The sequence below is a fragment of the Gardnerella sp. DNF00571G genome, assembly GCF_049262695.1.
Classification (GTDB): domain Bacteria; phylum Actinomycetota; class Actinomycetes; order Actinomycetales; family Bifidobacteriaceae; genus Bifidobacterium; species Bifidobacterium piotii.
The window spans coordinates 1,112,590-1,133,652 of sequence record NZ_CP058396.1 but is presented as its reverse complement, the minus strand read 5'-3'; the positions used below and the strand labels follow the sequence as shown (position 1 = coordinate 1,133,652).

The 21,063-nt window shown below is 45.4% G+C and carries 12 protein-coding genes and 1 tRNA gene; 12 read left to right on the top strand and 1 reads right to left on the bottom strand.

Features of this window, described 5'->3' with window-relative positions; genetic code table 11:
* Positions 1-33 precede the first annotated feature (33 nt).
* From HXT30_RS04585 to HXT30_RS04565, 5 genes are all read left to right on the top strand, one after another.
* On the top strand, positions 34-1,935 hold the full coding sequence (locus HXT30_RS04585; RefSeq protein WP_422111401.1) for a rhamnan synthesis F family protein: 1,902 nt from the start codon (positions 34-36) through the stop codon (positions 1,933-1,935).
* Positions 1,928-3,073 carry an acyltransferase family protein gene (locus HXT30_RS04580; RefSeq protein WP_422111400.1) on the top strand — a complete coding sequence of 382 codons (1,146 nt, stop codon included), beginning with the start codon at positions 1,928-1,930 and terminating at the stop codon, positions 3,071-3,073. The genes HXT30_RS04585 and HXT30_RS04580 overlap by 8 nt, the downstream gene beginning before the upstream one ends.
* 1 nt (position 3,074) lies before the next feature.
* Complete coding sequence (locus HXT30_RS04575; RefSeq protein ID WP_422111844.1) at positions 3,075-3,971, top strand: glycosyltransferase; 897 nt, start codon at positions 3,075-3,077, stop codon at positions 3,969-3,971.
* 19 nt (positions 3,972-3,990) lie between these two features.
* Positions 3,991-5,163, top strand: coding sequence for a glycosyltransferase family 2 protein (locus HXT30_RS04570; RefSeq protein ID WP_422111843.1), 1,173 nt, complete (start codon positions 3,991-3,993; stop codon positions 5,161-5,163).
* A gap of 78 nt (positions 5,164-5,241) precedes the next feature.
* Positions 5,242-6,468: a UDP-galactopyranose/dTDP-fucopyranose mutase family protein gene (locus HXT30_RS04565; RefSeq protein WP_032839440.1), complete on the top strand. Its 1,227-nt coding sequence runs from the start codon at positions 5,242-5,244 to the stop codon at positions 6,466-6,468.
* Between the two features lie 92 nt (positions 6,469-6,560).
* Here the strand turns inward: HXT30_RS04565 and HXT30_RS04560 are convergent.
* Positions 6,561-6,645 (bottom strand) — tRNA-Ser (locus HXT30_RS04560).
* Positions 6,646-6,998: 353 nt separating this feature from the next.
* Between HXT30_RS04560 and HXT30_RS04555 the strand changes: the two genes are divergently transcribed.
* From HXT30_RS04555 to HXT30_RS04525, 7 genes are all read left to right on the top strand, one after another.
* A complete protein-coding gene (locus HXT30_RS04555; protein WP_004129941.1) occupies positions 6,999-7,946 on the top strand; it encodes a DMT family transporter in 948 nt (315 codons plus the stop codon).
* A 2-nt stretch (positions 7,947-7,948) separates the two neighbouring features.
* On the top strand, positions 7,949-8,626 hold the full coding sequence (locus HXT30_RS04550; RefSeq protein WP_422111399.1) for a tRNA (cytidine(34)-2'-O)-methyltransferase: 678 nt from the start codon (positions 7,949-7,951) through the stop codon (positions 8,624-8,626).
* 64 nt (positions 8,627-8,690) lie between these two features.
* A complete protein-coding gene (locus tag HXT30_RS04545; RefSeq protein ID WP_421778796.1) occupies positions 8,691-9,467 on the top strand; it encodes a peptide ABC transporter permease in 777 nt (258 codons plus the stop codon).
* Positions 9,468-9,666: 199 nt separating this feature from the next.
* Positions 9,667-13,233 (top strand): DNA-directed RNA polymerase subunit beta, encoded by a 3,567-nt coding sequence (gene rpoB / locus HXT30_RS04540; protein WP_060785614.1) that lies wholly within the window; start codon positions 9,667-9,669, stop codon positions 13,231-13,233.
* A 93-nt stretch (positions 13,234-13,326) separates the two neighbouring features.
* Entirely contained in the window at positions 13,327-17,346 is a 4,020-nt protein-coding gene (locus tag HXT30_RS04535; RefSeq protein ID WP_415701722.1) for a DNA-directed RNA polymerase subunit beta', read from the top strand.
* A gap of 602 nt (positions 17,347-17,948) precedes the next feature.
* A complete protein-coding gene (locus HXT30_RS04530; RefSeq protein WP_422111398.1) occupies positions 17,949-19,781 on the top strand; it encodes a SpaH/EbpB family LPXTG-anchored major pilin in 1,833 nt (610 codons plus the stop codon).
* 180 nt (positions 19,782-19,961) lie between these two features.
* Positions 19,962-21,026, top strand: coding sequence for a class C sortase (locus tag HXT30_RS04525; protein ID WP_422111397.1), 1,065 nt, complete (start codon positions 19,962-19,964; stop codon positions 21,024-21,026).
* The last annotated feature ends 37 nt before the right edge of the window (positions 21,027-21,063 follow it).

The window sequence follows — 21,063 nt, the reverse complement described above, 5'->3', positions numbered from 1 at the left end:
TCAAAGATAATTAAAGGTAAATCAGGAGATAACATGATTTTGGAAAATCCAAAGCGCTTGGGCATTTTCTTCTTCTACGATGCGCAAGGTCACGCAGACCGTTATGTGTCTACGTTGCTTGACGGATTTAAGCCATTCTTTAACGAGCTTGCGATTGTAGTTAATGGCAAAATCGACGAGCAAAGTGAGTCGATGCTTAAAAGCTATGCGAATAAGTTTATTTTGCGCGAAAACAAAGGTTTTGACGTGTGGGCGTACAAAACTGCAATGGACTCTTACGGTTGGGAGAATCTGGAAAAGTTTGACGAAGTAGTGTTATTTAACGCTACGATTATGGGGCCTGTTTATCCGTTTAGCGAAATGTTTAACGCTATGAACGCAAAAGACCTTGATTTTTGGGGCATAACAAAGTTCCATAAGGTTAATGGAGATCCGTTTGGCTACAGTCCGTACGGATATTTGCCAGAGCATATTCAATCGCATTTTCACGCATACAGAAAAAGCTTTATTCAATCTAAGGATTTTCAGGATTATTGGAATAATCTTCCACCAATCAACAGCTACTTTGAGTCGGTTGGATTGCATGAATCTGTGTTTACAAAGCGATTTGCAGATAAGGGTTACAAGTGGTCTGTATACGTTGATACGAGTGATTTAGAAGGCTACTCTTACGGTCCAATAACGTATGCTGCAAGGCAGATTGTGGAATATAAGCGTTGCCCGATTTTTAAGCGCAGGTCGTTCTTCCACGATTACTCCGACGTTTCTACGCAATCTGTTGGAAACCAAGCATTAGACTTATACGAGTATTTGCGTGATCACACCGATTACAACACGGATTTGATTTGGGAAAATGCTTTGCGAAGCATGAATATGGCAGATTTGATGAAGAATCTTCATTTGCGATACATTTTGCCGCAAAATCAGATTGTAGAAAACTCATCAACAGCTACTGCTAAGCCAAAAGTTGTGTTGTGCATGCACTTGTATTACATGGATTTGCTAGATAAAAGTTTGCACTATATTCAATCCATGCCGCAAGGATGTGACGTTATTTTAACTGTAGGATCGAAAGAAAACCAGCAAATCGTGAAACAACGCGTGAAACAACTTCCGTATAACGTAGACGTGCGGTTGATTGAAAATCGCGGTAGAGATGTGAGCGCATTCTTAGTGGGCGGCGGCGCAGATCTTATGAAGTACGATTACGTATGCTTTGCTCACGATAAAAAAGTCACGCAATTATCTCCTCGAAGCATAGGCGACGGATTCGCATACAAGTGTTTTGAAAATATTCTTGCAAGTAAAGAGTATGTGCAAAACGTTATAAATCTATTTGAAACGCATCCGCGACTTGGAATGGCAATGCCAACGCCGCCAAATCACGCAGACTACTTCCCAGGATTTACATACACTTGGGGTCCAAACTTTGAAGGCACAAAGAAATTCCTAGAAAAAACGTTAGGAATCAGCGTTCCGTTAGACGAAAATAAAGACGCTATAGCTCCGCTCGGCACAATGTTCTGGTTCCGTACGAAAGCACTGCACGGGCTATTGGATAGAAAGTGGACTTACGAAGATTTCCCAGCAGAACCGCTAAAAATAGACGGAACGTTGTTGCACTTTATAGAGCGAGCATACGGGTATGTGCCGCAAGCCAACGGATATTACGACGCATACATATTCTCCGACCACTTTGCGCGAATAGAAATGACGAATCTAGAATTCGATGTTCGAGAACTATCAAAATCTGTTAGCACGCCGTGGATTAAGCACAATTTGGAAGAAACTTGTAGAGAAGTAATGCGCGGAAAGCGCTTCCGCTACACTGTTTTAAGAGTGCTAAAAAGTATTGCAAAACGCGTATTTTATAAGGCTTTGTACATAGCTCAAAGAATTGTACACATTGGTCGTAAAGGTAAAGAAGATGAGTGATATAAGCGCAGATACATCGTTGCCAAAACTCGCGCGTGCAAAAAAACCGCGACTTTTCTACTTGGATTGGATTCGCGCAATAGCTGCGATTTTGATTGTTGTAACGCATTTTAACAATCCGTATTTGGAGCCTACGCGATTCTTTGTAAATAGGCCGTTTGGAATTTACATTGGTGGATTAGGAGTATCGCTATTTTTGATTATTTCTGGCGCCGCTCTTATGTACAACTACGGGGATAGAGAAAGCCTGGATTTGCGCACATTCTACACAAAGCGCGCAAAAACGTTGTATCCAATGTTTTGGGTGGCATTTGTAGTGGCGAATATTTTACTGTTTATTCGCAATAATGGCTATATTTTTGTACCAAGGCATAAGATAACAGCAATTTTTTCGCTTTTTGGAATGGATGGCTACGCTTCTGCATTCGGCGTAGGAACTTTTTATGTTCTAGGAGAGTGGTTCTTAGGGTTCATAATACTGTTTTACATAGTGTTCCCGCTTTTAAGAGTTGGCGTAAATAAAATGCCAATAGCAACTGTTTGCATTGTGTTGGCTCTATATGTTGTAACAGTTGTGTTCTTTATGTTTTACCAGATTCCACGAGTGCCGTCTGATATTCTTTTAACAACAAGATTGCCAGAATTAGTATTTGGCATGATTTTTGTAAAGTTTATTAAAAAAGTGCCGTCTTGGCTTGCTGCAATATCTTTTGTGATTCTTGCAGCACAACAATTAACGCATGTTTTGCAAGGCAATATTGCCGTTACGGTTGTAGGAATATTAGCATTCTTATTGCTATCTTATATTGGTGAACTTGTTAAAAGTTTTAAGCCATTAAGCGCGTGTACAAAGTTTATATCCGCATATTCGTACCCGATTTTTTTGGTTCACCACGTGTTAATAATGCAAGTGTTTACAGTAATATACCCAGTGTGGCTTAATCGCTGGCAAGCGTACGGATTGCTAATTGCAGAGTTTGTGGTGATTCTTGTGCTTTCTGTAATACTCAAGCGTTTTACAAACTTGATTGTGGGTTTTGTGAGCAAATATTTAGTGAAAAGTAGTAGCAAGAATAATGTTGAAAGTGCTGTGATAAATCGCAGTGATAATAGCAGCACGAATCGCAGTTTGGACTAACATGCATATTTGTGCAGGAATAATCACCTATAATCCAACTTTAACAGACGTAAGCACGTGTTTAGAAGCGCTATGCAATCAAGTAGAGCGCGTAATAATCGTAGATAATGCGTCTAAAAATGTTAAAGGCTTGCAAGAAGTTGTAAGCAAATACGCAAACGTGACTTTAGTTAAAAACAGTCAAAATATTGGTTTTGCAAAAGCATTGACGCAAGTGTTTGAATGGGCAAAATCGCAAGGTTTCAACTGGGTTCTAACGCTTAACGACGATTCTGTTGTGCCAAGCAACATGATTAGCGAATACAAGAAAATCCTGGAAAATCAGGGAAGTCTTGTAAATCAAAAAAATGCAAAAAATGCAAAAATCGCAATTGTATGCTCTTTGCTAAAAAACCGTTTAGACGGCACGATTTTACACAGCAAGTGTCACGAAGACGAATGCATAACGTCTGGAAGCTTAACAAGCGTAGAAGCGTGGGCTAAGATCGGCGGATTTGACGAATGGTTGGAAATTGACGGAGTAGACTTCGACTTTTCAAGGCGACTAGTGCGCGCTGGGTGGAAAATCGTAGAGTGCCAAAACGTTATAATGGAACACCAAATCGGCAAAGCGCGCTCAATAAACTTGATTATAAAACACCCAATCGTGTGGAATCACAACGCAAATCGCAAGTACTACATAGCGCGAAATATGCAAGTAGTGGACTACAAAATGGGAACATACTCGTACGCTAAGTCGTTGCGTGCAGTTGTGCGAGATATGATTTTTGTTGCGCTGTGGGAAAAGAATAAATTTGCTAAGATTCACGCGATGATACGCGGATTTAAGGATGGGCAGCAAAAGATTCGTCAAATGCGCAAAATCTCATCTTGTAAAGCAGAGCAGAACGCGGTTTGAAAGGATAGCAATGATAGCAATGGAAAATTATGCTAAAAACGAAAATCCGCTAGTTTCTATAATCGTGCCAGTCTACAATTCTGCAAAATATTTGAGCGGATGCGTGGACTCGATTCTTGCGCAAACTTACAAAAACATAGAGCTGATTTTAGTAGACGACGGATCCAAAGACGACTCGGGTAAAATTTGCGATTCATACGCATCAAAAGATTCGCGAGTTAAAGTAATACACCAACAAAATGGCGGAATATCGCGCGCGCAAAACGCAGGGCTTGATGCAGCAAGTGGGGAATTTATAGCGTTTGCAGACAATGACGATATTCTAGATTGCAAAAATATTGAGATTTTGTTAAACGCGCTTTTGCAAAGCGGAGCTAGCATGAGCAAAGCAAAATGGCAGCAATTTGGGATAAGTAGCTTAGAGCAGATTAAAAGAGAAGCTGGCTTGGGTGCGCGTGTCTTGGGTGCGCGTGGATTGGGTGCGCGCGGTTTGAGCGCGAGCGGATTAGGTACGGAAAAATCGCAAGCAACCGCGCGTTTAGAGAGCGCGACTCAAATAAAAATCGTAGAAAATCCGCTAAAAGCGTATCAAACTGTATTTTGCAAAATATTTAGAATAATCGGAAACAAGCTGGGCAAAAACAGCGAAGCGCTCTACTTTAACGAAGCGAATTGGTGCAGGCTGTACAAGCGAGAGGTTTGGCAGGGAGTGCGATTCCCAGAAGGAAAGTTTGCGCAAGACACGGCGATGGCAAGCGTGCTGTACTCGCGCATGAATTGCGTGGCACATGTGGACGAAGTGCTGTATTACTGGCTGCAACGCACGGATTCCGTAACGCATAAAATGCGAGACGCGGGCTTTTACCACGATCATATAGACGCAGTTCGAGCAAATTGGGATTTGTGCTTAGAGCACAACGTTTTGCCAGCAAGAAGCTACTACACAATGGTTGGGAATTTGCGTTACGAGCGATGCGCGATGAAAAGCGGAGAAAATACGCTTAATGGCGGAAAAAATAGCGACGCAGAAATCCAAAAAATATACGAAAAAAATTATGCTAAAGACGTAGAATTTGCTAAATCAGCTGTTAAAAAGCTTACGATTTTACAGCGCGCGCAATGTTTTACGATGGCGTGTGTTAGGAATCTTGAAAAAATAATCTACGATTGCAAAATCAAAAATATGAAGTAATGCAATTAAAAATATGAAGTAATGCAATTGAAAATCGAAGAGTAAGTGCAAATCAGAAAGCAAGAAATGAGTGGGAAAATGAGCGAATACCCAGATTTAGTAGTTGTTGGAGCAGGATTGTTCGGCTTAACCGTAGCTCAGCAGGCTGCAGAACGCGCTGGCGCTCGCGTTGAGATTATTGACGTGCGTAATCATATTGGCGGCAATGCTTACTCGTATTTTGACGAGCGAACGGGAATCGAAATTCACAAGTATGGTGCGCATCTTTTTCATACAAGCAATAAGCGCGTGTGGGATTATGTGAACCGCTTTACAACGTTTACTAACTACGTGCATCGCGTTTACGCAACGCATGATGGCGAAGTGTATTCGTTGCCAATCAACTTGGGTACGATTAACCAATTCTTCCACGCGCACTACACGCCAGAAGAAGCAAAGGCGCTTATTGCAAGCCAAGCAGGGGAGTTTGCTGGTAAAGATCCGCAAAACCTAAACGATAAGGGTATTAGCCTAATTGGGCGCCCGCTTTACGAGGCGTTTATTAAGAATTACACGGCAAAACAGTGGCAAACGGATCCTTCTAAGCTGCCTGCTGGAATTATTAAGCGCTTGCCTGTGCGATTTAACTACAATAATCGCTACTTTAAAGACACTTGGGAAGGATTGCCAGCGGACGGATATACGGCTTGGATGCAGCGCATGATTGATAATCCGCTAATTCATGTTTCGCTTGGCGTGGACTTTTTCGACGAATCGCAGCCGTTTAACAAGCGCGCGCTGGCGGAAGCTGGAGTGCCAGTGGTTTATACGGGTCCAGTTGATAGGTATTTTGATTACGCGCTTGGCGAGTTAAAGTGGCGTACTGTTGACTTTAAGGAAGTACGTTACCAGGAGAGCGACCATTTTGGCTGCCCAGTTATGAACTATTCGGATGCTGATGTTACGTTTACGCGCGCGATTGAGTTTAAGAACTTTAATCCAGAGCGCGAGGAGGTTTCTACGGAGGCTAGCGGCGTTGCTAGCGGCGATGCTGATTTTGTGCCAGGTAAAAGCGTGAAAGCTGGGGAGACTGTGGTTTGGCATGAGTATTCTCGCGCTGCAACTCGAGAAGATGAGCCGTATTACCCTGTGAATACTGAGGAAGATAAAGCCTTGTATGCGCGCTATGCGGAGCTTGCAGCAGCTGAGACGAACACTGTTTTTGGTGGGCGATTGGGAACGTACAGTTACTACGATATGCACAATGTGATTGATATGGCTTTGCGCGCTTACGAATCGCAAGTAGCGCCACTTATTGCGCGCTAAGCGTAAGTAAGGCTGTCGCAAGTAGGACTGGCGCAAAGTATATAGTACGAAAAAGGGTTCCAACCACTCATATTGGCTAGAACCCCTACTCGCGGAGAATACGAGATTCGAACTCGTGAGGCTGTTACACCAACACGCTTTCCAAGCGTGCGCCATAGACCACTAGGCGAATTCTCCACATCAATCATTGCGCTAAACACACAACAAAAGACAACTTAAATAAGATAACATAGTGTGCGGATAATGCAAAATCGCGCGTTGCGCGACGACCTACCTTTTCGCTTAGAGCGTAGCTCGCTAACGACATTTCTAACGTTTTTGCGATTCTCAAATCACCTCAATAGATTTATTGCACATACACTCCTTGCAATTGAGCGTTGTTGATTATGTGCGTGTTGTTGATTATGTGATAGTGTAGATTTTTTATATGTAGTAAGCGATTTGCGATTTGTGATTTGCGACTTACTGCATACGCGCAAAACTACAAGATTATTAGCAAATACAGGATTTAAGTTTAGAAGGTGTTTAGCATGGATGTTGGTTTTGTAAAGAATATCCAAAAAATAAAGCCTAAAAAGACAAATCCTGCAGTTGATCATAGTCCGCGCACAATGATGATTGGCATAATCTTAACAATTCTTGGCGGCGCGCTTTGGGGCACAAACGCTACTGTTTCTAAGATTCTAATGTCTAAATACCTTGTAAGTCCGCTGCAAATCGCGTGCGTTCGTCAGCTTGCTGCAGGCGTGCTTTTTGTAATCGTTGCCTCAATTGTTAATCGCAAGCAACTCGTTGGCGCATTAAGCACAAAAAAATCATGGCCAATGCTAGTCGTAACAGGTATTGTGTGCGTGCTTTTAACGCAAGTTGCGTATCTTTTTACAATCGACTGGACTAACTCTGGAACAGCTACCGTTTTGCAAAGCCTCAATCTTCTTTTTGTGCTTGTTTACGTGTGTTTGCGGTCAAAAAGAACTCCGACTTTGCGCGAAAACATTGGTGTTTTGCTTGCGTTTGCAGGAACTGCGCTTATGGCAACGGGCGGCAATTTTAGCTCGCTTTCGCTGCCGTTGATGGGACTTTTGTGGGGATTAGCAGATGCTGCGAGTACGGCGGCGCTTGCGATTATGCCAGTCAAATTGATTGCAAAATGGGGAAATCTTACTGTAAACGGAATCACGTTTATTATTGCAGGTCTTATTATGCTGCCATTTGTGAAGCCATGGCAAACAATGCCGCCTTTGGATTTGAGCGCGTATTTGCTGTTTACTTTTACGATTGTTGGCGGAACTTTTGGCGCATATTGGATGTTTTTGGCTGGCATTATGCGAGTTGGATCTGTGCGCGGAACGCTTTTGGGCGCAAGCGAGCCTGTTATGGCTGCAATCACGGCTGTTGTATTTACGGGAGCTGTGTTCTCGTGGGCTGATTTTGCAGGATTTGCGCTTATTTTTATTATGATGATTTTATTGAGGTGATTATGACGAATATTCAAGATGCACAAAACACGGATTTACAAAACCTAGATGCACAAAACCCAGTCAATCGCGTAGAGCAGATGTATGAGTACGGCTACCGAAAGTCAAACTACGGCCCAGATGAGCTTGTAACAGACGCGCACGGAAATCCAATCAGCGTTATTGATGCCATGCTAAGCGCGCAAGATGCAAGCACTGCGCAAACTCAAACTCCGCACTTGTGCTTCTATTCGCCTAGAATCCCAGGAAACACAGGATCTGCGATTCGCCTTTGCGCTGTAACGGGCACAATTTTGCATCTTGTAGAGCCGCTTGGATTTAATCTTCAAGACACAAAGCTTCGTCGCGCGGGTCTTGATTATCACGATATGGCACACGTTGTTATGCATCCGAATTTTGAAAACCTTGTTGAGTCAATGCCAAATTCTCGCATAATTGCGTTTACTGCAAACGCCACAAAACTTTACACAGATGTTGAGTATAAGCCGAACGATATTTTGCTTTTTGGGCCAGAGCCAGGAGATATTCCAGACCCAATGGATATTATGGCAGGCCCGCATGTTGCGGAACAGGTTCGCTTGCCAATGCGACCTTCGCTTAGAAGCTTAAATCTTACGAATTGCGCATCAATCGCCATCTATGAGGCGTGGCGTCAGCTTGGATTTGAGGGCGGAAAATAGTCATAAATAGCTAGAAATCGCCATAAATAGCCAAAAATAGTCTTAAAACTACTCATGCATTACAATGGTTAATATGCCTGTGTTAAAACGTAAACCAAAGCGGAAGATTAGTGCTGCGCGCCGCCGCATGTACATTCGCCGCCGAATCGTAGTTTGCGTTGGGCTGTTGGCTGTTTTAGCATTCTGCATTTTTTGCATAGTCAGCATTTTTAAGGGCATTAGCGCAATCGGAACCGCTATAAACAAACATTCAGACGTTACTCTATCTAAACAGCTTGTACCAGATCCAAGGCCTGTTGGAGTCATAAAAAAATGCAGTGCAAAAGACGTTAGAATCGAGCTATCTTCTTCGTCTCAAGCGGTTCCAATGGGTGGAACTTTAGAGTTTAACGCTCACATTGTTTACGAAGGCGACGATTCGTGCAGGATTGACGCTTCGAGCGGAAGAATGGTGTTGAATATAGGCCAAAGCGCAGGCGGTTCATCGCAAGCGGCTGGCGATTCTTCTGGCGCAAAAGGCGATAAGTCAAATAAGCAAAATAAGCAAGATAAATCGAATCAGTCTAATAAGTCGAAAGACAAGTCTGCACAAGCAGTTGTTCCGCAATGGCAATCAGATATGTGCATAATTCCACTCAAGCCGCTACTTATGGCAAAAGGCGATTCGTACGATAAAAAGTTTACTTGGAATGCAAACGCTACGATTGGCACGCCAAGTGGAGAAAATTGCGCGAATGACTCCGATTTGCCTAAAGTTTCGCGCGGAACGTACATTGCGCAAATCGAGCATAAGGACGTAGCAGGGTTGCAAAGCAATCCCGTGGTTATTTCTGTTCGCTAGTGCCTACATAAATGGCGCAAAAAGTCGAAGCGAAGGGGTAAAATCGTTTCTTTGTACACGGTGTGTCATATAGCGGGCATACTCAAGGAACCGAAGAAGGCGCCCGCAAACCCAAAATCGTTGATTTTAAGCGCGTTTGCCGCGATTTTCTAAAGCTCCCAAGGATTAAGAAAACTAGCTAGCGATAAAGGAACGTCCATTGGCTGCTGAACAAGCTACGACGAACACCACCAAAGTCATCGCGCGTGCCGACGAGCACAGCATTAAGTTGCACAAAGCGTCGGATCGTGTGAATTTCGGCTCCATTTGTGAGCCAATCGATGTGCCATACCTCCTCGGTGTGCAAACCGACAGCTTTGACTGGCTGATCGGCTCCGAGCGTTGGAAGAAGCGCGTCGAAGAAGATGAGGCAAATGGCACTCACACTGTGCCACACGTCTCTGGTCTGGAAGAAGTGTTCCAAGAGATTTCTCCAATCGAGAATTTTGCTGAGACAATGAGCCTCACATTCTCGGATCCATATTTTGAAGAGCCACGTCACACTGTGCTTGAGTGCAAAGAGAAGGATTACACGTATTCCGCTCCTTTGTATGTAAATGCAGAGTTTGAAAATGGCGAAACTGGCGAGATTAAGAGCCAGACTGTTTTTATGGGTGATTTCCCATTACAAACCCCACACGGAACATTCATTATTGGCGGCACTGAGCGCGTAATCGTGTCTCAGCTTGTGCGTTCCCCAGGCGTGTACTTCGACCGCACGCAAGATCGCACTTCCGATAAAGACGTTTTTGGTGCAAAAATCATTCCAAGTCGCGGAGCGTGGCTTGAGTTCGAGATTGATAAGCGCGATGTTCTTGGCGTGCGCGTAGATCGCAAGCGCAAGCAGTCTGCAATCGTATTCTTAATGGCAATTGGCATGACTAAGCCAGAAATTGCCGAAGCATTCCAGGGATATCCTCTTGTTCTCGACGCTCTAGAAAAAGAGCCAATCGATACTCAAGACGATGCTCTTACAGACTTGTACAGAAAGATTCGCCCAGCAGATACCGCAACTGCCGACGCGGGCCGCAATTTGCTCGAATCCTTCTACTTCAACACAAAGCGCTACGATTTGGCGCGCGTTGGTCGCTACAAGATTAATCGCAAGCTTGGTTTGGAAGCGGATTACAACGATCGCAGCTTGAATCGCGAAGACATTATTGCAACAATCAAGTATTTGGTTACTTTGCATGCTGGCGAAAAGACCTTCCCAGGCAAGCGCGATGGCGAAGATGTGCAGTTGCGTGTAGACGTAGACGATATTGATCACTTTGGAAATCGCCGAATCCGCCAGGTTGGCGAGCTCGTACAGAATCAGATTCGTACTGGTTTAAGCCGCATGGAGCGCGTTGTGCGCGAGCGCATGACAACGCAAGACGCTGAGGCGATTACACCACAGTCATTGATTAATATTCGACCAGTTAACGCTACGATTAAGGAGTTCTTCGGAACTTCCCAGCTCAGCCAGTTTATGGATCAAAACAATCCTTTGGCAGGCGTTACAAACAAGCGTCGTCTTTCGGCTCTTGGTCCTGGTGGTCTTTCTAGAGACCGCGCATCTATGGAAGTTCGAGACGTGCACCCATCCCACTTTGGTCGTATGTGCCCAATCGAATCCCCAGAAGGTCCAAACATCGGTCTTATCGGTTCTCTTGCAACCTTTGGTCGCATCAACCCATTCGGCTTTATTGAAACGCCTTATCGCAAGGTTGTTAACGGTCATGTGACTAACGAAGTCGAATATATGACTGCAGACCGCGAAGCCGAGCACGTTATTGCCCAGGCAAACCAGGAACTCGACGAAAATGGCAACTTCGTAGGCACGCAGGCACTTGCTCGCGTGGACGAAGAAGAAGCAGTCGATGTGCCTGTAAGCACTGTTGACTACATGGATGTTTCTCCACGTCAGATGGTTTCCCTTGGCGCAAGCTTGATTCCATTCTTGGAGCACGATGAAGGCCACCGTGCTTTGATGGGTACCAACATGCAGCGCCAGGCCGTGCCTCTTATTAAGTCGGAGCGTCCACTTGTTGGTACGGGTTCTGAATGGCGTGCTGCAGTTGATTCTGGAGACGTGATTCTTTCCGAAAAGCCAGGCGTTGTAACATACGTTTCTGCGGATATTATTCGCGTTATGAACGATGATGGAACTCAATCTAGCTACAAGCTTTCTAAGTTCCAGCGTTCCAACCAGACTACTTGCTACAACCAGGTGCCGCTTATTAAAGATGGCGAGCGCGTGGAAGCAGGAACTGTTTTGGCTGATGGCCCTGCAACAGACAAGGGTGAGCTTGCACTCGGCAAGAATTTGCTCGTTGCGTTTATGCCTTGGAATGGCTACAACTACGAGGATGCTGTGATTATTTCTCAGCGACTCGTGCAAGACGATACGCTTTCTTCGATTCACATTGAAGAGTACGAGATTGATGCTCGCGAAACCAAGCTTGGTGCCGAAGAGATTACTCGCGATCTTCCAAACGTTGGCGAAGACGCTATTGCAAACCTCGACGAGCGCGGTATTATTCGCATTGGTGCCGAGGTTGAAGCTGGCGACATTTTGGTTGGTAAGGTAACACCTAAGGGCGAGACCGAGCTTACTCCAGAAGAGCGCTTGCTTCGCGCAATCTTTGGCGAAAAGAGCCGCGAAGTTCGAGACACTTCTTTGCGCGTGCCACACGGCGAAACTGGTACTGTGATTGCTGTTAAAGAGATTACTCGCGAAGACGCTGAAGACGATGGCGATGAGCTTCCAAATGGCGTAAACCAGATGATTCGCGTGTACATTGCTCAGCATCGTAAGATTACGCAGGGCGATAAGCTTTCTGGTCGTCACGGCAATAAGGGTGTTATTTCCCGCATTTTGCCAGAAGAGGATATGCCATTCTTGGAGGATGGTACTCCAGTAGACATTATGCTTAACCCGCTGGGTGTGCCTTCTCGAATGAACTTGGGCCAGGTGCTCGAGCTTCACTTGGGTTGGATTGCTCACGCAGGCTGGGATATTAACTTGGATCCAGACCTTGAGGCCGCTTGGAAGAAGTACGTGCCAGAAGGCGCCGAGCACGGCGATCCATGCACTCCTGTTGCAACTCCAGTGTTCGACGGCGTGCGCCCAGAGACCTTGAAGGGTCTTTTGAGCACTACGCTTGCGGACCGCGATGGCAATAAGCTTGTTGGCTCCGACGGTAAGGCAACACTGTTTGACGGCCGCACTGGTGAACCATTCCCTAAGCCAATTTCTGTTGGTTACATGTACATCTTGAAGCTGCATCACTTGGTTGATGATAAGATTCACGCTCGTTCCACTGGTCCTTACTCTATGATTACCCAGCAGCCGTTGGGTGGTAAGGCTCAGTTCGGCGGCCAGCGCTTTGGTGAGATGGAAGTGTGGGCCCTTGAGGCTTATGGTGCTGCGTACACATTGCACGAAATGATGACCACAAAGTCTGATGACGTTGACGGTCGCGTGCGCGTGTATGGCGCTATTGTTAAGGGCGATAATCTTCCACCTGCTGGTATTCCTGAGTCCTTTAAGGTGTTGCTCAAGGAAATGCAGTCACTCTCCTTGAATGTTGAGGTGCTTAACTCCGAAGGAGTGGCAATCGACATGAAGGATGAAGATGATGATCCGGTGTCGTCTTCTGAAAATTTGGGCTTTAATATTGGTGCACGACCAGATTCGTCTGCCAAAGAAGACCAAGTTATTCAAGAACCTGAATACCAGTGATACAAGTGTTACAAGTGTTTTAATCACTAATCACTAATCACTAATCACTTTAAGAAACTTAGAAAAACAATTTCATGAGACAGGACGATAATAGTGCTGGACGTCAACGCATTTGACAAACTGAGGATTGGACTGGCCACTGCCGAAGACATCCGTAGCTGGAGCCACGGCGAAGTTAAGAAGCCAGAAACCATTAATTACCGTACCCTTAAGCCAGAGAAGGATGGTCTGTTCGGTGAGCAGATTTTTGGTCCTACTCGCGATTGGGAGTGCGCGTGCGGTAAGTATAAGCGCGTGCGCTTTAAGGGAATCGTGTGCGAGCGATGCGGCGTGGAAGTTACACGCAGCCGCGTTCGCCGCGAACGCATGGGTCATATTGAGCTTGCGGCTCCTGTAACACACATTTGGTTCTTCAAGGGTGTGCCAAGCCGCTTGGGATATTTGCTCGACATTGCTCCAAAAGACTTGGAAAAAGTCATCTACTTTGCAGCCTACATGGTTACTAAGGTAGATGAAGAGCAGCGTCACCAGGATCTTCCAGACTTGCAAGACGAGTTTGATACCGAGATTGGCAATCTTCGCAAGCGCCGCGACAACGAGATTGATGCGCGTGCAAAGAAAGCAGAAGAAGATCTTCACGAGCTAGAAGAATCGGGCGAGGCAAAAGGTAGCGCAAAGTCTAAGTTGCGTGCTGGAGCTGAGCGCGAAATGTCTGCTATCCGTACTCGCTACGACGAGCAAATTCAGCGTTTGAACGCAGTTTTCGATCGCTTTAAGGGCTTGCGTGCAGGAGATATGGAAGGCGATGTTGATCTTTGGCGAGAGATGGAAGACCGCTATGGCGATTACTTTGAAGGATGCATGGGCGCGGAAGCAATCAAGAAGCGCTTGCAAGACTTCGATCTTAAGTCTGCTGCTGTAGAACTTCGCGAAGAGATCGACAATGGTACTGGTCAGCGCAAGGCGCGCGCTTTGAAGCGACTTAAGGTTGTGAACGCGTTCTTGACTACTGGAAACAAGCCAGAAGCAATGGTTTTGGATGTTATTCCAGTAATTCCACCAGACTTGCGACCAATGGTTCAGCTTGATGGTGGTCGCTTTGCAACATCTGATTTGAACGATTTGTATCGACGCGTAATCAACCGTAACAATCGTTTGAAGAGGCTGATTGAGCTTGGCGCTCCTGAAATCATGCTTAATAACGAAAAGCGCATGCTTCAGGAAGCTGTTGATTCGCTGTTCGACAACGGTCGTCGTGGCCGCCCAGTAACTGGCGCATCTAACAGGCCACTAAAGTCGCTTTCCGATATGCTTAAAGGTAAGCAGGGCCGATTCCGCCAGAACTTGCTCGGTAAGCGAGTTGATTATTCTGGCCGTTCCGTAATCGTTGTTGGTCCAAGCCTTCGCATGCATCAATGCGGTTTGCCTAAGCCAATGGCGTTGGAGCTGTTTAAGCCATTCGTTATTAAGCGTTTGGTAGATCAGGGCTTTGCACAGAATATGAAGAGCGCCAAGCGCCTTGTGGATCGCGGAGATTCCGAGGTTTGGGGCGTGCTCGAGGAAGTCATCTCCGAGCATCCTGTTCTTCTTAACCGCGCACCTACGCTTCACCGCTTGGGTATTCAAGCATTTGAGCCAATCTTGGTTGAAGGTAAGGCAATCCACTTGCCACCACTTGCTTGCGCAGCATTCAACGCAGACTTCGATGGTGACCAGATGGCAGTGCATTTGCCACTTTCCGCCGAAGCTCAAGCAGAAGCTCGCAGCTTGATGATGGCATCCGACAACATCTTGAAGCCAGCAGATGGTCACACCGTTACAATGCCATCTCAGGATATGATTTTGGGCTTGTACTACTTGTCTACCGTAATCGACGGTGCAAAGGGTCAAGGCCGAATCTTCTCTTCGCTTGCAGAGGCGCAAATGGCGCTCGACAAGCACGAGATTGACATGCAAGCTAAGGTGTTAATTCGCGTTCCTGCAGACTTTGTTTTGCCAAAGGATTGGCAGCCTGCAGAGCTTAAGGTTGTAGACCCAGAGCCAGGCAGCCCAGATGTTGTGCGTGAAGAGCGCTTTAAGGATGGAACTGTTCTGTTTGCAACGTCTTGCGGTCGCGTGCTGTTTAATAGCACTCTTCCAGAGGATTATCCGTTTGTAAACCAGCAGGTTCCAAAGGGTGTTCTTTCTAAGATTGTTGACGACATTGCTACGCGCTATTCCACCGCTCAGGTTGCCGCAAGCCTCGATGCTTTGAAGGATCTTGGCTTTACGCGCGCACCTTGGTCGGGCGTTACAATGGCATTCTCCGATATTGTGCTTCCTCCAAATCGCGAGCAAATTGCGCAAGATTACGAGGATCAGGCTGCAAAGATCAACTCCCAGTACGATATGGGTCTTCTTACAGACGAAGAGCGTCGTCAAGAGTTGATTAACTTGTGGACAGAGTGCACCGATAAGGTTGCAGACGCAATGCGCGAGAACTTCCACGACGACAACAACGTGAATATCATGGTTCAGTCTGGCGCACGTGGTAACTGGATGCAGATTCGTCAGATTGCTGGTATGCGAGGCTTGGTGGCAAATCCTAAGGGTGAGATTATTCCTCGTCCTGTTAAGTCAAACTACCGCGATGGCCTTTCCGTGTTGGAGTACTTCATCTCGCAGCACGGTGCTCGTAAGGGCTTGGCAGATACCGCACTTCGTACAGCAGAATCTGGTTATTTGACTCGTCGTCTTGTGGACGTTTCTCAGGAAGTTATTGTTCGCGAAGAAGATTGCGGCACAAAGCGTGGCCTTGTTATGAAGATTGCAGACCGCGACGAAAATGGCAATTTGACGCTTGTTAAGGCTGCTGATGGTGGTCCATACTCGCGCTTGCTCGCTGCAGACGTGCTCGATCCTGCAGACGGCACAACAGTTTTGGCAAAGTGTGGAGACGCGCTTTCTATGGACGTTTTGCGCGATTTGGTTGCGCACGGCGTTGAAGAAGTTAAGGCTCGCTCCGTGCTTACTTGCGAATCTAAGCGTGGTGTTTGCGCAAAGTGCTACGGCTGGTCTTTGGCTACAAGCCGACTCGTGGATGTTGGCGAGGCTGTTGGTATTGTTGCAGCACAGTCCATTGGTGAGCCTGGTACGCAGCTTACGCTTCGTTCCTTCCACTCTGGTGGCGTTGCTTCGGCAAGCGATATTACGCAGGGTCTTCCTCGTGTTACCGAGCTTTTCGAGGCTCGTACACCTAAGGGCGAGGCTCCAATCGCAGAGTTCCCAGGCGTTGTGAAGGTAGAAGATACGGATCACGGCCGTCAAGTCACTTTGACTCCAGACGATACAACCGTTGAGCCAATCGTTTACCCAGTAACTCGCCGCGCTCCAATGCTTGTTAAAGATGGCGACCACGTTGAGGTTGGCACGCAGCTTATTGAGGGTTCTGTGGATCCTAAGAAGATTTTGCGAATCCTTGGTCCGCGTGCAGCTCAGGTGAATATTGTGGAAGAAGTTCACAACGTTTACCGTTCTCAGGGCGTTGATATTCACGATAAGCACATTGAGGTTATTGTTCACCAGATGCTCCGCCGTATTACGGTGATTGATTCTGGAGACACTGAGCTTCTTCCAGGTGAGCTTGTGGATCAGGCAAAGTTCCGCGAGGCAAATCTTGCTGCTGTTAAGAATGGCGGTAAGCCTGCTGCTGGTCGACCAGAGCTTATGGGTATTACCAAGGCTTCTTTGGCTACGGATTCTTGGCTTTCTGCTGCATCCTTCCAGGAGACTACACGCGTGCTTACTGAGGCTGCTTTGAGCCAGAAGGAAGATGATCTTAAGGGTCTAAAGGAGAACGTGATTATTGGTAAGCTCATTCCAGCTGGTACTGGTTTGGCGCGCTACCGTAATGCGGATGTGTCTGCGGATCCAGAAGTTCGTGACGCTATGTATCCAAATCTTGCTGTGACTGCTGAAAATAGCACTCCATCAAACTTTGGTGAAAGCGACATGGCAGATGTTGACTTCTCCAACATTGATTTTGGAGACATGAAGCTCGGTGATGATTTTAATCCAGATGATTATCTTGACGATCAAGGTGGTCAGAGTGATTACGATGATGACATTGAGTAATCATGTGATTGCTTAATTGGGTGATTGCTTAATCAAGCAAATCCACTTCGACTAGCCGTTGCAAGTTGTTTTACGCATCTTGCAATGGCTTTTTGTTTTCTGCATTTTTTGCAGAAAATGTTGCTCTAATCGGCGTGTCGAGCAACAAAATGCGGAAAATCGCGTGCTACGCTTTAAGCGAAAAGGCAGGTACTGTCGTTCGCGCGGTCTAAGCGCGCTGTAACGCGCGAGCGATAACGACTCGGTTTATGCGACACGCCGATGGCTGCCGTTTGCCAAAAAATTTGGAAAGAATTTTAAAAAAATTTGAGCAATTTTTTATTCTTTATAAGTCACAAAATCCCAGTATTTCAATAATACCGGGGGGGGGGTACTAAAAGCTTATTTTAGTAAGCTTTTGTTAGTATATTTTTTATTTTATTAAATGATATTCTTTTACTTATAAATAATTACTAGACGCGTGCTCTTGCGTGCCTGAAAACCTGGTGAGATGAATCTGTGATTCGCATTATTTATGTAAATCACGCTGGGGAGTCTAATCACGTGGGCGATTATTTGAAACACAAATTCTAATAATGCTGATTCCATAGAAGAGGGGAAACATGCGTTTAAAAACAAATTCACTAAAGCGCACCGTTGCTGTTTTGGCTGCGGTTTGCACACTCGGAACTTGCTGCGTTGCAGGCTCCGTTGCATACGCTGGAAATGACGGTGCAGGCACTGTGGTTGATGCAGGTGCAAACACTGCTGACATTAGTTCAACTTGCGGTGCTGCAGGTAACAAGACTAACTGCACTTCTATTACTATTCACAAGTACAATAGCCCTTCCTTAACTGCTACTGCTTTTAAGCCTAACGGAACTGATATGTCAGCTGCTATTAAAAACGAAGGAGTTAATAAGCCACTTAAAGGCGTTGAATTTACGCTTTACAAGGTTCAAAAAGATGGCAAAGATATTGATTTATCTAAGCCAGAGGGTTGGAAGAGTATTGAGGATCTTAAAGACCTTACTAAGGGTAACGCGGCAAGCTTCTTCACAGCTCCTCAAGGTAAAACTGCTAAGTTCACAAAGGTTAAACTTGGCGATGCTAAGGAAACCAATGAAAACGGTGTAGCCAGTTTCACGGATCTTTCAGAGAGTCTTTACTACGTTGAAGAAACTAGCACAGCGAAGGCTCAGATGGATTATGCTACTGAAGAAGGCAAACATGATTGGAAGCCTATAACTGTTACTGTTAAGACTGATCCATTCTTTGTGACTACGCCTTTGTCTCACAAGACTGATGATTCATGGGAATGGCTGTACAACGTTCATGTGTTCCCAAAGAACGATGTAAACAAAGAAACTCCTGCTAAGACTGCAGGGGATCCAACCAAGTATTACATTGACGATAATGGTAACACTGTTATTCCATGGAAGATTTCTATTCCTCTGTCAGCTCCTTCTGAAGGTAAAACGTATAAGAAGATTGGTTTCGTTGATTCTCTTCCAGCAGGATTGAAGTATTCAAGCGTAACTAACGTAATGCTTGTTAAAGTTCAAAAGAAGGCTGATGAAGGTAAACAGCCTACTTCTGTAGATATACCGTTGAGTCCTAAAAATGGTACTCAAGAAGGAAATTATGAAGCTAAGAACGATAATGGCAAAGTTACCTTTAACCTTACTGCAGCCGGTCTTAAAAAGATTGATGACATTGACAATTACACGTACACGTTGAAAGTCACTTTAAACACTGGTGTTACTAAGGGAACAAAGAACTTCACTAACTTTATTACTGGCTGGATTGATGACAGCAAGATTGGTGATGGCGACGAAAACAACCCATGTGTTCCAACTGAGCAAAATCCATGCGATGATAATCCTCACGGATCTTCTCACTTTGCTACCTTGAAAATCACCAAGGTTGCAATCAATGCTAAGAAGAAAAAAGATGAGCAATTAACCAATCAAACATTAAAGGGTGCTGAGTTTGCCGTCTATTCCATGAAGGATCAGAGCGCTGAGTTAACTGGTGTAACTACTGATAAATTGGATAAAGTTATGAAGGATAGCAACACTCAGTTAACAATGGTAACTGGCGAAGACGGAACAGCATCTGTTGATTTGTTCATTGCTAATGACAATAAGACTCAAAGTAGGAAGTACTGCTTAGTCGAGACTAAAGCTCCTGCTGGCTTCAAGAAGGATGAAACTCCTCATTGCTATGCAGTGAATGTTGAAACTAAGGATAATGTAGGGCAAGACGGTGTAGTTGCTAGCAATTCTCAAAAGATTGGCAACGATCAGGCAACCGAGCTTGACAAAATCCTCGACGCACTGCCAATGACTGGTGCTCGCGGCTTGGTGTTGCTCACTGCATTCGGCATTGTTGGCTTGGGCGGCACGTTGTTCTACATCATCACTCGTCGTCGCAAGGAACAAGAAGAAGCATAAGACTTATCTTGGTTTTGTGATTGTTTTGTGGTTTAAGTTGTATGCGAGTGTTTGCGTATTCAAGTGAGTGAATTGCACGGATTCGCGAATACTCGCATCGGCTTACAAAATCGCAAGTCAATCGCAAGTCAATCGCAAGTCAATCGCAAATAAAATTGCAAGTCAAATCGCAAAGCAATAATGCTCAGGTTTTTATTCGTCAACAGAATTATTGCAGTTAGGCACAAGCGGCGCGATAAGCTCAAATGGAAGTTTTCAAGAGCTTCTATAATTCCAGCAATTTTGCTAACCGCATCGTTTGCCTCGCTCTTATACCCGCATGCAGCAATGTGGTTAAGTCAATACCACATGTCGGAAGTAGCAGCGGAATACGCTAAGCTAATCACGCATGCTGTTCCGGCTCCGCATGAGCAGCTGCAACGTGCACGCGAGTATAATCGCCAGCTATCCGTAGGCGCAATATATGAAGCGAATACGAATATTCCAACATCTCATGGTGAAACGTCGGACGTTAGTCAAAACTATTGGGATCAGTTGAAGGCGAATGACGATGGTCTTATGGCTCGCTTGAGAATAAAGAAGATAGACCTGGATTTGCCTGTGTACCACGGTACGCAGGACGATACGCTTCTTAAAGGACTTGGGCATTTGCGCGGAACGTCTCTTCCAGTTGGTGGCCCTGGAACAAGATCTGTTGTTACGGGGCATCGTGGTCTTGCTAGCGCAGAGATGTTCACTAGGTTAGACGAAATCAACAAAGGTGACACTTTTACTTTTGAGGTTTTTGGCGAGATTCTAACTTACAAGGTGACAGAAAAAATTGTTGTAAACCCAGACGAAACAAAGAAGATTGCTGCAGTGCCTGGCAAAGATCTTGTGACTTTGATTACTTGCACTCCGCTTGGAATTAACACGCAGAGGATTCTTGTTACGGGGGAGCGAGTGGTGCCGACGCCTGCTGCAGACAAGTCTTTGCTTGGTAAAAAGCCAGATGTTCCGCGATTTCCGTGGTGGGCAGTTGGGAGCATTGCAAGCTTAATCGTGGTTTGCGGCTACATTTACTGGGCTGGTCTGCCGATTGTTAAGAAGAAAAAGAAGAATAATGATAAGCAGAACGGTGATAATGAGCATATTGACTCAAAAGAGTCGCAAAGACTTAGTCAGCAATCCTTTGAGTCGATTATTGATGGTTTTGCGCAGGGCAAGCGTCCGAAGGCTTCAAAGCTTAGAAAACTGAAAAATTAAAAGTTGATACGTTAATAAGTTAATAAGTTAATAAGTT